Here is an 11,876-nt window from a genome sequence, read left to right as displayed (position 1 = left end):
GGACTCGCGTCCGGTTTTTTTTTAGCTTCTGGCGGTGCCTCCCGCCTGCCACACCGTCCGGGCTCAGTTGCCGACGTGATGGTTCGGCGTATCGATCAATCCGTGCACGGTCATCAGGTGCGCGAGGCTGAGCACGTGATCCACCTGCAGCTTTTCCATCAGCCGCTGCTTGTAGGTGGACACGGTCTTCGGGCTGAGGCTGAGTTGCTCGCCGATGATCGTCAGCGGTTTGCCGCGCACCAGCATCATCGCCACCTCCAGCTCGCGGCTGGACAGCACATCGAACGGCGAGGCACTGCCGTCGAGCGTGGCCAGCGCCAGTTGCTGGGCCACCGCCGGAGCGAGATAACGCCGCCCACCGGCCACCTGGCGCACTGCCGAAACCAGCTCGCCGGCACTGCAGCCCTTGGTCAGGTAGCCGAGCGCGCCGGCGTCGAGCAGCCGCTTGGGGAACCGCGCATCGTCGACCACCGTCACGATGACGATGTGCGTGGACATCTTCGATCGGCACACGCGCTCGGTAAGCTCGATCCCGCTCATGCCGGGCATGTGCACATCCACCAGCGCGATGTCCGGCGCCAGCGTACGGATCAGGTGCAGGCCCTCTTCGGCACTGCCCGCCTCGCCGGCGACATTGATGTCGGTCTGTTGCTGCAGGATCATCCGGAAGCCGGTGCGAACCAGCTCGTGATCGTCCACCAGAACCACGTTGATCACTATGACGCCCTCCCTGGTTGGGCTGCATGAAATTAGGCCGCACGGAGCTCCATTGCAAGCCATTCGGCACTTCCGTGCGCCAGACGATGCGGCTGGCCGCATGCAACGTCGCCGACGGCTTGCAACCACCGCCAGCTTCCGCATCCCGACGCGATGCAACGGGCCAATCCGCGCGAGATTCAAGCCGCCAGCGTGCCGTCCGCCGGCCGGCCGGCGTAGCGCGCCAGCACGATCGCGGCAACCGGCCCGGGCATCTCGACGCAAACCTGGTGCCCCATGCGCCGATATTCATCGCGAGCCACTTCCCTGGCCAGCGTGATCGCCGGTCCCAGCTGCAGGTCACCGAACAGCTTGACGTGGCAACGGCAGATGCTCCAGTCGCCTGCGGCCGATTGCTTCAGCGAAATAGTCACCATGGCAGCTATTTCCTCTTCCCATCAATCAGCCAAAGGTGCCACATGCGGAAATGACCGATATGTCGTCCCATGCCTACAGCTTGTGTGGGGAAATCACCGCGTGGTGTGGGTACGACCCGCTGCCTCCATTCATCGAAACACGAAAACGAAAAAACCGCCCGAAGGCGGTTCTCCCGTTTCCTGCAACTTCGGTGGAATTCACCGAAGCCACGCATGTGGTGCCCAAGAGGGGACTCGAACCCCTACGCCTTGCGGCGCTACCACCTCAAGGTAGTGCGTCTACCAGTTCCGCCACCTGGGCAGGTGTGTTGCTCAGTGCTTGGCCGGCGGCGCAGGGGCTGCCGGCACCTCGCCCTGACCCTGGGTCGGAGCGGGGGTTGCCGCCGGCTGTGCGGCCGGGACGGCGTTGTTGGTTGCGGCCGGGACTTCCGAGCCGGTCGCCGGTGCGGCCGGAGCCGGCTTGCCGGCGGCGGGATGCTTGTCGGCCAGCGCGGCCATCACACCCAGATCTTCCGCATTGGTGTGCGGCGCGCCATTGCCGTGCAGATAGATGCCCATGCCGAGGCTGAGCAGGAAAAACAGGCCGGCCAGGACGCCGGTGGCGCGGGTCAGGAACGTGGCCGAGCCACGCGCGCCGAACACCGTGGCCGACGCGCCGCCGCCGAAGCCGGAACCGGCATCGGCACCCGCGCCGTTCTGCAGCAGGATCAGCACGATCATCGCCGCTGCAATCAGGATGTAGAACACGCTGAAAATGACGAACATAAGGTTTCTATCGAGCCTGTGGCGCCTGATGCGCCGCGGCGCAGATTCCAAGGAAGTCGGATGCGGCCAGGGAGGCCCCGCCGATCAGCCCTCCATCCACGTCCGCCTGCGCGAACAATTCCGCGGCATTGGCCGCCTTGACGCTGCCGCCGTAAAGCAGTCGGGTCAGACGGGCAATCATAACATCTTCTTTTTCCAGTTGGCTACGAATGAAGGCGTGCACCTGCTGCGCCTGTTCCGGGCTGGCGGTATGGCCGGTACCGATGGCCCAGACCGGTTCGTAGGCGATTACCGCCGTGTCGAAGCTGGCCGCGCCGTTGAGTGCCAGCACGGCCTGCAGCTGTCGCGCGACGACCGCTTCGGTCTCGCCGGACTGGCGCTGCGCCAGTGTCTCGCCCACGCACAGGATCGGGGTCAGGCCACCGGCACGGGCCGCGGCGAACTTGCGTGCCACCAGCTCGTCGCCCTCGCCGTGGTACTGGCGACGTTCGGAATGGCCGACCAGCACCCACTGCGCGCCGACATCGGCGAGCATGGCGGCGGAGACTTCGCCGGTATACGCGCCTTGCCCCTCGTGCTCGCTGACGTCCTGCGCGCCGATGCCCACACGGGAGCCGGCATGCTGCCAGGCCAGCTCGGCCACATAGGGAAACGGCGGAAACACGGCCACGTCGATGCCGTCCGGCATGCCGGCGGCGATGTCGTCCACCAGGGATTTGGCCATCGAACGGCTGCCGTGCATTTTCCAGTTGCCGGCGACGAGCTTCTTGCGCATGGGCTGCTTCCGCTGCGGTCAAACGGCAAGCTTACCGAGGGCCTCCCCGATGGGCAAACCGGCGGACCACTGGCGTCGGTTCGCCGGCGCGGTCAAGAATGGCGGCTCGTCCGCAGGAACTCCGCATGACTGCCTCCCGTCCGCTTAGCCTGGTCACCGGCGCCTCGTCCGGCATCGGCGCCGCGTTTGCCCGACAACTCGCCGCACTTGGCCACGACCTAGTGCTGACCGCACGTCGCGCCGATCGGCTGGAAGCCCTGGCCGCCGAACTCCGTGAACAACACGCCGCCCAGGCCATCGTGCTGCCGCGCGACTTGGCCGACCCGGCCACGCCGCGAGCACTGTGCGACGAGCTGGACCGGCGCAGCCTGCAGGTGGATTGGCTGGTCAACAACGCCGGCTACGGCGTGCCCGGCACCTTCGTCGCCAACGACTGGACGACCCACGCGGACTTCCTGCAGGTGCTGCTGACCGCGCCGACCGAACTGGCCTGGCGGCTGCTGCCCGGCATGCGCCAGCGTGGCCACGGCCGCATCATCAACGTCGCCTCGCTGGCCGGTCACGTTCCCGGGCCGGCCGGGCATACCCTGTACGCCGCCAGCAAGGCCTACCTGATCAAGTTCTCTCAGTCGCTGGCCTTGGAGAACCGCGCGGCCGGCGTGAATGTCTGCGCGCTGTGTCCGGGCTTCACCTGGTCGGAATTCCACGACATCACCGGCACGCGCGACAAGATGAACCGGCTGCCCGGCTTCATGTGGCTGAGTGCGGAAGAAGTGGTGCGCCAGGGACTCGCGGCGGTCGAGCGCGGCGATGCCGTATACATTCCGGGCCGGGTCAACCGCACCATCAAGACGCTGGTGCATCTGCTGCCAGACCGGCTGGCCCTGTGGCTTTCGGCGCGTGAATCGAAGCGCTACCGGAACACCTAGGCCTAGCCGACCCTGCCGCCTCCACAATCGTTGCCACGATCCGGCCACAGCCTCCACACATGTCCCTGTTCCCGACCCAGATGCATCCGCTGCCCTACCGCAAGCCCGTGGAGAGCCGTGACTACTGGGTGGTGGACGACGTGCTGCCGAACGCCGACGAAGTGCGCACCCGCTGCCTGGCGAAGACCGATTGGGAGATGGGCTATCCGCATACCGGCGAGGTCTGGCCGGGCATGCGCGCCACGTCCGCCCTGCTGGGCGACGAGCTGGCCGCGCTGAACGTGAGGGTGTGCCGGCTCACCGGCGCGAAGAAGCTGTGGGTCGAGCAGCCCGAAGCCGGCACCCGGCTCAACCACAACTGCGTGCAGGTGGTCGGCGCGGCCGAAGGCACGGTCAAACCGCATACCGACTCGTCGGACCTGTGCCGCTACGCCGCCGTGCTGTACCTCAACCCCGGCGTGCCCGAACGGTGCGGCACCAGCTTCTTCCGCCAGCGCATGCCCGGCGGCCGGCTCGGCGGCAACATCGCGCTGCCGCCGCATCGCAACCTGGCCGAAGCGCTGGGCAACCGCTTCGTGCAACCCGACGCCTTCGTCGAGGACGTGCGCGTGGCGCACCGCTACAACCGCCTGCTGGTCTACAAGGCCAACCTGATCCACAGCGCCAGCGCGTACTGGGGCCTGGAAACGGCAGCCAAACGCATGACCGCCGTGTTCTTCTGGATGGCGTGAAACCTCAGATCAGCTTGATCTCGCGCAGGCGTTGCAGCAGGTACTCGTGCGAGGTGATCGAGGTGTCGTAGCGGCGCGGATTGTCCGGCGTGATGCACGAATCCAGCGGGTCCAGCACCACGTCCGGGTTCGGGTGCAGGAAGAACGGCACGGAATAGCGCGGCTTGCGCGCGTTCTCGTTCTTCGGGTTGACCACGCGGTGCGTGGTGGACGGAAACACGTGGTTGGACAGCCTCTGCAGCATGTCGCCGATATTCACCACGATCGCGTCGCCCTCGGTGGTGATCGGCAGCCACTCGCCCTCGCGGGTGAGCACTTCCAGACCTTCCGCGCTGGCGCCGACCAGCAGGGTGATGAAATTGATGTCCTCGTGTGCGCCGGCACGCACGTTCGGGATGTTCTCTTCCGTGATCGGCGGATAGTGGATCGGCCGCAGGATCGAGTTGCCGACGTCGGTCTTGTCCTCGAAGAAGTTCTCCGGCTCGCCGATGTGCAGGGCCAGCGCGCGCAGCACGCGGGTGCCGAGCTGGTCCAGCGCCTCGTACAGGCCGTAGCCGTATTGCTTGAAGTCCGTCACCTCGACCGGCCAGATGTTCGGCGGCATCACGCCGGCGAATTTCGAATCGCGCGGAATCTCGCGACCGATGTGCCAGAACTCCTTGAGGTCGGCGTACTGGCTGTCCTTGGCGGTCTCCACCTTGAACGGGGTGTAGCCGCGTGCACCGCCGGCACCGGCGACGTGGTACTTCATCTTGGTGTCGGTGGGCAGCGCGAAGAAGCGCCGGAACACGTCGTACGAGCCGTCGATCAGCTCGCGTGCAATGCCGTGGCCGCTGATGCAGCAGAAGCCGAATTCGCGATAGGCCGCGCCGATCTCGGCGACGAAGGCGTCGCGGTCGGTGTCGTAGCGGCGGATGTCGAGGGTGGGAACATTCTTCATGGGCTGTAGTCACCAGGTTGGCGTGCGGTCGGTTCATCCGCCACCGCAGGAGGCGGGGCACGTCGGGCCATTCCATGGCGACCCGGTACAGCTACAGGTTCACGAGCGTTCGGCGGCGGATTTTACCGTCCCGGCGAGCCTTTCTGCCAACTGCTGCACTTCCGCCGCATCGGCTCCCTCGATGGTGACACGCACCAGCGGCTCGGTGCCGGAGGCCCGCAGCACTACCCGGCCGCGGCCGTGCAGGGCCTGTTCCACTTCGGCCAGTGCCTGCCGCACCTGGTCGCTGGCCAGCGCCTCGCGGGCACCGGCCGCACGCACGTTCAACATCACCTGGGGCAATTTCTTCAAACCCTGCCGCGCCGTCGCGAGATCCTCGCCGGATCGCACCAGCGCTTCCAGCACGGCCAGCGCGGCGATGATGCCGTCGCCGGTGGTGGCGCGGTCCAGGCACAGGATGTGGCCGGAGGTCTCGCCGCCGAGCACGCCACCGTGTTCCTTCAGCTGCTGCAGCACGTAGCGGTCACCCACGTTGGCGCGGATCAGCGGCACGTCGAGCCCAGCCAGCGCCAGCTGCAGGCCGTAGTTGCTCATCAGGGTGCCGACCACCGGCCCCCGTAGCCTTCCCTGCGCATGCCAGCTGCGCGCCAGCATGTAGAGAATGTCGTCGCCGTCGGCGAGCACGCCGTTCCGGTCGACCAGCTGCACGCGGTCGCCGTCGCCGTCGAACGCAATGCCGATGTCGGCGCCATGCGCCAGCACGGACTGCTGCAGGGCCTGCGGATGGGTCGAGCCGACCTCGCGGTTGATGTTGAAGCCGTCCGGCTTGTCGCCGATCGCCACCACCTCGGCGCCCAGCTCGGCAAACACCTTCGGCGCCACCTGGTAGGTCGCGCCATGGGCGCAGTCCAGCACCAGCCGGAGTCCGTGCAGGCTGAAATCCTTGGCCACCGTGGACTTGCAGTACTCCGCGTAACGGGCCACCGCATCGTCGATCCGGCGCGCCTTGCCGAGCCGATCGGACGGCACCGTGACGAACGCGGCGTCGACCTCCCGCTCGATCGCCAGCTCGACCTGGTCGGACAGCTTCTCGCCGTCGGCGGAGAAGAACTTGATGCCGTTGTCGTGATGCGGGTTGTGCGAGGCGCTGATCACGATGCCGGTCTGCGCGCGCATCGAGCGGGTCAGGTAGGCCACCGCCGGCGTCGGCATCGGGCCGAGCAGGCCCACGTCGGCGCCGGCCGCGACCAGGCCCGCCTCCAGCGCGGACTCGAACATGTAGCCCGAGATGCGGGTGTCCTTGCCGATCAGCACGTTCGGCCGCTTGGTGCCGTCACGCGCCAGCACGCTGCCGACGGCGCGCCCCAGCTTCAGCATGAAATCCGCGCTGATCGGCCATTGGCCGACGAGTCCGCGAATGCCGTCGGTGCCGAAATACTTGCGTTGAGTCATGGGCTGCCTGGTGGCGATGAAGGGGTGGGAGGAAAGAGGGAGCTGCCGCTCAGTCGTCGTCCGGCCAGCGCGGCATGGCCGGCCTGTCGGCACGCCGCGGCATGGCATCGACCGCATGCACCGCCTGCCACACCGCCAGCGCATCGACGGTGGCGGCCACGTCGTGCACGCGCACCATGCGCGCGCCGCGCTGCACGGCGATCAGCGCCGCCGCCACCGAACCGGCGGCGCGCTCGGCCGGCACCGTCCTGCCGGTCATCTCGCCGATCATCGTCTTGCGCGACAGCCCGATGTACGCGCCGCTGCCCAGGTCGGCGAAGCGCTCCAGCGCGCACAACAACGCCAGGTTGTGCTGCAGCGTCTTGCCGAAGCCGAAGCCCGGGTCGACCATCACCTTGCGCCGGTCGATCCCGGCCAGTTCGCAGGCGAACAACCGGTCGGTGAGGAACCGGTGCACCTCGCCCACCACGTCATCGTAGTACGGCTCGGCCTGCATGCCGCGCGGTTCGCCCTGCATGTGCATCAGGCACACCGGTACGCCCAGCTCGGCCGCGGCCTCCATCGCGCCGTCGCGGCGCAGCGCGTACACGTCGTTGATCATGCCGGCGCCGGCGGCCACCGCCGCGCGCATCACCTGCGGCTTGGAGGTGTCGATCGCGATCGGCAGCGCGGTGCGCGCGACCAGTTGCTCGATCACCGGCAGCACCCGGCGCAGTTCCTCCTCGGCCGGCACGTCGGCCGCGCCGGGGCGGGTCGACTCGCCGCCGACGTCGATCATGTCGGCACCCTCCTCCGCCAGGCGCAGGCCGTGCGCCACGGCCGCTTCCACGCTGTCGTGCGTGCCGCCGTCGGAGAACGAATCGGGAGTGACGTTGAGGATGCCGACCACCCGCGCGCGGTCGAGCAGCAACGGGCGCCCGGCGCAATCCAGCACCGGCGAAAACAGATCGTTCGACATGCTCATGGCCTCATCAATATCCGGAAGCGGCGCTCAGACCTCGACCTTGCCGCCCAGCTCGCCCATGTAGCGGCGATAATGGCGCAGTTCGGCGATCGAGTCGCGGATGTCCGACAGCGCGGTATGCGCCGATTCCTTGCCGACGCTCTTGGCGATCTCCGGCGCCCAGCGCCGGGCCAGTTCCTTGAGCGTGGAGACGTCCAGGTTGCGGTAGTGGAAGTAGCGCTCCAGCCGCGGCATCTGCCGGTGCAGGAAGCGGCGGTCCTGGCAGATCGAATTGCCGCACATCGGCGACTTGCCCGGCGGCACCCACTCGCGCAGGAAATCCACGGTGGCCTGCTCGGCCATCGCGTGGTCGGTCTCCGAGATCAGCACCTGTCGCCACAACCCCGACTTGTGATGCTGGTTGGAGTTCCAGCTGTCCATCGATTCCAGCCGGTCGATCTCGTGGCGTATCGCGGACACCGGCCCTTCGGCCAGCACGTTCAACTCCTTGTCGGTGACAATCGTGGCGATCTCCAGGATCGAGTCGTTGTCGGTGTCAAGGCCGGTCATCTCCAGATCGATCCAGATCAGGTTGTCTTCGTGGGCATGGCTCATGGGCTCTCCTTGTGCGACGGAGTTTATCAGCCTTGCCCGCATGCGATGATCCGGCCCATGCAGACCTTCTTCTGGCACGACTACGAGACTTCCGGCGCCGATCCGCGGCGCGACCGCCCGCTGCAGTTCGCCGGCATCCGCACCACCCTGGAACTGGAAATCGTCGGCGAGCCGGTGATGCTCTACGGCAAGCCGCCGCTGGAGATGCCGCCCCACCCCGATGCCTGCCTGATCACCGGGATCACCCCGCAGCAGGCCGAGCGCGAAGGGTTCGGCGAGGCCGAATTCGCCGCGCGCGTGCATGAACAACTGGCTGCGCCGGGCACTTGCGGCGTGGGCTACAACTCGCTGCGCTTCGACGACGAATTCACCCGCCAGATGCTGTACCGCAACTTCTACGAGCCCTACGGCCGCGAGTGGGAAAACGGCAACTCGCGCTGGGACCTGATCGACCTGGTGCGCATGTGCCAGGCGCTGCGGCCCGAAGGCATCGTCTGGCCCACCCGCGAGGACGGCTCGCCCAGCTTCAGGCTGGAGCACCTGGCCAGCGCCAACCAGCTCACCCAGGAGCGTGCCCACGACGCGTTGTCGGACGTCCATGCGCTGATCGAGCTGGCCCGGCTGATCCGCGTGCGCCAGCCGCGGCTGTGGGACTGGTACTACGGCCTGCGCCGCAAGCAGAAGGTGTTCGAGCTGCTCGACGTGGTGAACATGACGCCACTGGTGCACGTCTCCTCGCGCTACCCGGCCAGCCGGCACTGCCTGGCCGTGATCGCACCGCTGGCGCCGCACCCGAGCCGCCCCGGCGAGGTGATCGTGTACGACCTCGCCACCGACCCCGCCACGTGGCTGGAACTGGACGAAGACGAGATCGCCGACCGCATCTTCACCGCGCGCGCCGACCTGCCCGAGGACGTCGAACGCATCCCGCTGCGCACCGTGCGCGCGAACCACGCGCCGGCGTTGGCGCCGCTGTCGGTGCTGCAGGGCGTGGACCTGGAACGCCTGCAACTGGACCTGGCCCGCTGCCAAGCCCACCGCGACGTGCTGCATGCCGTCGACGGGCTCGCCGAAAAGCTGCGCCGCGTGTTCCAGCGTGCGGCCGAACTGCCGCCGCCGGAGGACCCCGAACTGGCCTTGTACGGCGGCGGTTTCCTGCCCGATGCCGACAAGCGCCTGCTGGCCCAGGTGCGCGCCACGCCGCCGAACGAACTGGGCACCCGCGCGCTCCCGTTCCGCGACCCGCGCTATCCGGAGCTGCTGTTCCGCTACCGCGCGCGCAACTGGCCCGAGACGCTGGATGCCGGTGAACACGCACGCTGGGAAAATTTCCGCCGGACCCGCCTCACCCGGCACACGCCGCTGACCGGGCTCACCCTCGACGACTACTTCGCCCGCCTCGACGAATTGCGTCGCGATCCGCTGGCGCGTGACAAACTGGTCCTGCTCGACCAGTTGCAGGCCTGGGGCGAACAGCTCGCCGCCAGCATTGACGACAATCCCGCCACGTAGGGCGGGCACCGCCCGCCTCCGCAGCATGCCGAAAATCCGGCGGGCACTGCCCGCTCTACCGAACTTTTTGACGAACCGCCATGCCCCAGAGCTATTTCACCCCCGCCACCTTCCGCTTCCTGCGCGCCGTCGGGCGCAACAACAACCGCGAATGGTTCCACGCGCACAAGGACGACTACGAGCGGCACGTGCGCGAACCGTTCCTGCGGCTGATCACCGACCTGCAGGCGCCGCTGGCGAAGATCAGCCCGCATTACCGCGCCGACCCGCGCAAGAACGGCGGCTCGCTGTACCGCATCTATCGCGACACCCGCTACTCCAACAACAAGCTGCCTTACAAGTCGTGGCAGGGCTCGCGCTTCTTCCACCAGCGCCGGCACGAGATCCAGGCACCGGGGTTCTACCTGCACATCGAACCCGGCGAGTGCTTCGCCGGCGGTGGCATGTGGCACCCGGAACCGGAGGCGCTGAAGCACATCCGCGAGTTCCTGGTCGACAACCCGGCCGCGTGGAAGCGGGCTACGCAGAGCAAGACGTTCCGCGAGCACCTGCAGCTGGGCGGCGAGTCGCTGACCCGTCCGCCGCGCGGCTACGACCCCGCGCATGAACTGATCGAGGACCTCAAGCGCAAGGACTTCATCGCCACCACCAAACTCAGCGAAACCCTGGCCTGTTCCGACGAACTGCTGCCGTGGACGGTGGCCGCGTTCAGGCAGGTCGCACCGCTGGTCGACTACCTGTGCGCGGCACAGGAACTGGAGTTCTAGACCAGAGCCATCGTGACGCTGCTGCGCCGCGCGGCCAGCAGCGTGGCCGCCACGGCGATTCCGATCATGGCGGTGAACGCCACGTAGTGGGCCGGCGCGAGCGGCCCAAACTGCTTCACCAGCAGGCCGATCAGCGGCGGCGTGAGCCCACCGAACAGCGCATAGGCGATGTTGTACGAGAACGACAGGCCGGAGAAACGCACCGCCGGGGGAAACGCCACCACCATCAGCGCCGGCACCACGCCGACCACGCCCACGGCGAAACCGGCCAGTGCGTACCACGCGACGAAATGGGCCGCACCGGCCTGCAGGTCCAGGTACAGCGCATAGCCGCACACCAGCAGGCCGATCGCACCGGCCAGCAGGGCGCGTGCATGGCCGACGCGGTCGGCCAGCCAGCCGTAGAAGAGGCAACCCAGCGCCAGCGCGAACGAAGCCACGCTGTTGCCGAGGAACGCGCGCGCCGGCGCCACATGGAACACCGACTGCGCCAGCGTCGGCGTCATCAGGATCAGCACCACGATCGCCGCGGTAAGCATCCAGGTCACCAGCATCGACAGCAGCACGCCGGGCAGGTGCCGCTCGAACACCTGCCGCAGCGGCAAGCCCGCGGCCAGCTCCTTGCGCGCATGCATCGCCTCGAACACCGGCGTCTCGCTGAGCCAGCGGCGCAGCCACACCGCGAAGAAACCGAACACGCCGCCGACCAGGAACGGCAGCCGCCAGCCATGGTCCAGCACCTCGGCCGGACTCATCCGGCCGTTAATCGCCGCGGCCACCAGCGAGCCGATCAGGATACCCACGGTGAGTCCCGAAGTGAGGCTGGCGCAGGCAAAGCCGATCCGCTTCGGCGGCACGTGCTCGGCCACGAACACCCACGCGCCCGGCACTTCGCCGCCCACCGCAATGCCCTGCACCACGCGCAGCAGCAGCAACAGCAGCGGCGCCAGCATGCCCACCTGCGCGTACACCGGCAGCAGGCCGATGGCCAGGGTGGGCACCGCCATCAGGAACACGCTGAGCGTGAACATCCGCTTGCGCCCCAGCGTGTCGCCGTAGTGCGCCATCACGATGCCGCCCAGCGGCCGCGCCAGGTAGCCGGCGGCGAAGATGCCGAACACCTGCAGCTGGGCCAGCCACGGCACCGTGCCGGGCGGGAAGAACAGGTGGCTCAACGGGATCGCGAAGAACACGAACACCACGAAATCGTAGAACTCCAGCGCGCCACCCAGCGCCGACAGCAGCAAGGTCTTCACGTCACGCCCTCGCAGGCGGTCCCGGTCGACTACGGACGACGCATTCATCAACGGACGG

General features: G+C 67.8%; 13 protein-coding genes and 1 tRNA gene. 4 read left to right on the top strand and 10 right to left on the bottom strand.

Annotation, left to right across the window (positions count from 1 at the left end; translation table 11 throughout):
- Window positions 1-63: 63 nt before the first annotated feature.
- The 5 genes from AC3WRN_RS09630 to tpiA all read right to left on the bottom strand — a co-directional run bounded on the left by AC3WRN_RS09630 (window position 64) and on the right by tpiA (window position 2,673).
- Complete coding sequence (locus tag AC3WRN_RS09630; protein ID WP_492622804.1) at window positions 64-717, bottom strand: response regulator; 654 nt, start codon at window positions 715-717, stop codon at window positions 64-66.
- Between the two features lie 179 nt (window positions 718-896).
- Window positions 897-1,133, bottom strand: a complete 237-nt coding sequence (locus AC3WRN_RS09625) for a hypothetical protein (protein ID WP_492622803.1) — start codon at window positions 1,131-1,133, stop codon at window positions 897-899.
- Between the two features lie 216 nt (window positions 1,134-1,349).
- A tRNA-Leu gene (locus tag AC3WRN_RS09620) sits at window positions 1,350-1,434 on the bottom strand.
- Between the two features lie 11 nt (window positions 1,435-1,445).
- Window positions 1,446-1,898 (bottom strand): preprotein translocase subunit SecG, encoded by a 453-nt coding sequence (gene secG, locus AC3WRN_RS09615; protein WP_492622802.1) that lies wholly within the window; start codon window positions 1,896-1,898, stop codon window positions 1,446-1,448.
- 7 nt (window positions 1,899-1,905) lie between these two features.
- On the bottom strand, window positions 1,906-2,673 hold the full coding sequence (gene tpiA / locus AC3WRN_RS09610; protein WP_492622801.1) for a triose-phosphate isomerase: 768 nt from the start codon (window positions 2,671-2,673) through the stop codon (window positions 1,906-1,908).
- Between the two features lie 125 nt (window positions 2,674-2,798).
- Here tpiA and AC3WRN_RS09605 point away from each other — a divergent pair, with 125 nt between their 5' ends.
- Window positions 2,799-3,602, top strand: coding sequence for an SDR family NAD(P)-dependent oxidoreductase (locus AC3WRN_RS09605; RefSeq protein WP_492622800.1), 804 nt, complete (start codon window positions 2,799-2,801; stop codon window positions 3,600-3,602).
- 59 nt (window positions 3,603-3,661) lie between these two features.
- A complete protein-coding gene (locus AC3WRN_RS09600; protein ID WP_068090431.1) occupies window positions 3,662-4,333 on the top strand; it encodes a DUF6445 family protein in 672 nt (223 codons plus the stop codon).
- Window positions 4,334-4,337: 4 nt separating this feature from the next.
- On the opposite strand, the gene AC3WRN_RS09595 is transcribed toward AC3WRN_RS09600, so the two are convergent.
- The 4 genes from AC3WRN_RS09595 to orn all read right to left on the bottom strand — a co-directional run bounded on the left by AC3WRN_RS09595 (window position 4,338) and on the right by orn (window position 8,283).
- Entirely contained in the window at window positions 4,338-5,273 is a 936-nt protein-coding gene (locus AC3WRN_RS09595; RefSeq protein ID WP_068090433.1) for an isopenicillin N synthase family dioxygenase, read from the bottom strand.
- Window positions 5,274-5,372: 99 nt separating this feature from the next.
- On the bottom strand, window positions 5,373-6,725 hold the full coding sequence (gene glmM / locus AC3WRN_RS09590; protein WP_492622799.1) for a phosphoglucosamine mutase: 1,353 nt from the start codon (window positions 6,723-6,725) through the stop codon (window positions 5,373-5,375).
- Between the two features lie 49 nt (window positions 6,726-6,774).
- The gene (folP, locus tag AC3WRN_RS09585; protein WP_492622798.1) at window positions 6,775-7,689 is read right to left on the bottom strand and encodes a dihydropteroate synthase; all 915 of its coding nucleotides are present in this window, start codon (window positions 7,687-7,689) and stop codon (window positions 6,775-6,777) included.
- A 27-nt stretch (window positions 7,690-7,716) separates the two neighbouring features.
- The gene (gene orn / locus AC3WRN_RS09580) at window positions 7,717-8,283 is read right to left on the bottom strand and encodes an oligoribonuclease (protein ID WP_068090440.1); all 567 of its coding nucleotides are present in this window, start codon (window positions 8,281-8,283) and stop codon (window positions 7,717-7,719) included.
- Between the two features lie 57 nt (window positions 8,284-8,340).
- Here orn and sbcB point away from each other — a divergent pair, with 57 nt between their 5' ends.
- Both sbcB and AC3WRN_RS09570 read left to right on the top strand, forming a co-directional pair.
- Window positions 8,341-9,795, top strand: coding sequence for an exodeoxyribonuclease I (sbcB, locus tag AC3WRN_RS09575; RefSeq protein ID WP_068090442.1), 1,455 nt, complete (start codon window positions 8,341-8,343; stop codon window positions 9,793-9,795).
- An 80-nt stretch (window positions 9,796-9,875) separates the two neighbouring features.
- Window positions 9,876-10,562 (top strand): DUF2461 domain-containing protein, encoded by a 687-nt coding sequence (locus tag AC3WRN_RS09570; RefSeq protein WP_492622797.1) that lies wholly within the window; start codon window positions 9,876-9,878, stop codon window positions 10,560-10,562.
- Here the strand turns inward: AC3WRN_RS09570 and AC3WRN_RS09565 are convergent.
- Entirely contained in the window at window positions 10,559-11,866 is a 1,308-nt protein-coding gene (locus tag AC3WRN_RS09565) for an MFS transporter (RefSeq protein WP_068090444.1), read from the bottom strand. The two genes, AC3WRN_RS09570 and AC3WRN_RS09565, sit on opposite strands and share 4 nt — an antisense overlap.
- Between the last annotated feature and the right edge of the window lie 10 nt (window positions 11,867-11,876).

The organism is Rhodanobacter sp. FW101-FHT13A11 (genome assembly GCF_058790335.1).
This window is presented reverse-complemented; position numbering and strand designations above follow the sequence as displayed.

Coding starts and splice junctions, on each gene's coding strand:
- AC3WRN_RS09565 (WP_068090444.1), bottom strand. CDS start 11,866: ATGAATGCGTCGTCCGTAGTCGACCGGGACCGCCTGCGAGGGCGTGAC.
- secG (WP_492622802.1), bottom strand. CDS start 1,898: ATGTTCGTCATTTTCAGCGTGTTCTACATCCTGATTGCAGCGGCGATG.
- sbcB (WP_068090442.1), top strand. CDS start 8,341: ATGCAGACCTTCTTCTGGCACGACTACGAGACTTCCGGCGCCGATCCG.
- folP (WP_492622798.1), bottom strand. CDS start 7,689: ATGAGCATGTCGAACGATCTGTTTTCGCCGGTGCTGGATTGCGCCGGG.
- AC3WRN_RS09625 (WP_492622803.1), bottom strand. CDS start 1,133: ATGGTGACTATTTCGCTGAAGCAATCGGCCGCAGGCGACTGGAGCATC.
- tpiA (WP_492622801.1), bottom strand. CDS start 2,673: ATGCGCAAGAAGCTCGTCGCCGGCAACTGGAAAATGCACGGCAGCCGT.
- AC3WRN_RS09595 (WP_068090433.1), bottom strand. CDS start 5,273: ATGAAGAATGTTCCCACCCTCGACATCCGCCGCTACGACACCGACCGC.
- AC3WRN_RS09570 (WP_492622797.1), top strand. CDS start 9,876: ATGCCCCAGAGCTATTTCACCCCCGCCACCTTCCGCTTCCTGCGCGCC.
- orn (WP_068090440.1), bottom strand. CDS start 8,283: ATGAGCCATGCCCACGAAGACAACCTGATCTGGATCGATCTGGAGATG.
- AC3WRN_RS09600 (WP_068090431.1), top strand. CDS start 3,662: ATGTCCCTGTTCCCGACCCAGATGCATCCGCTGCCCTACCGCAAGCCC.
- AC3WRN_RS09605 (WP_492622800.1), top strand. CDS start 2,799: ATGACTGCCTCCCGTCCGCTTAGCCTGGTCACCGGCGCCTCGTCCGGC.
- glmM (WP_492622799.1), bottom strand. CDS start 6,725: ATGACTCAACGCAAGTATTTCGGCACCGACGGCATTCGCGGACTCGTC.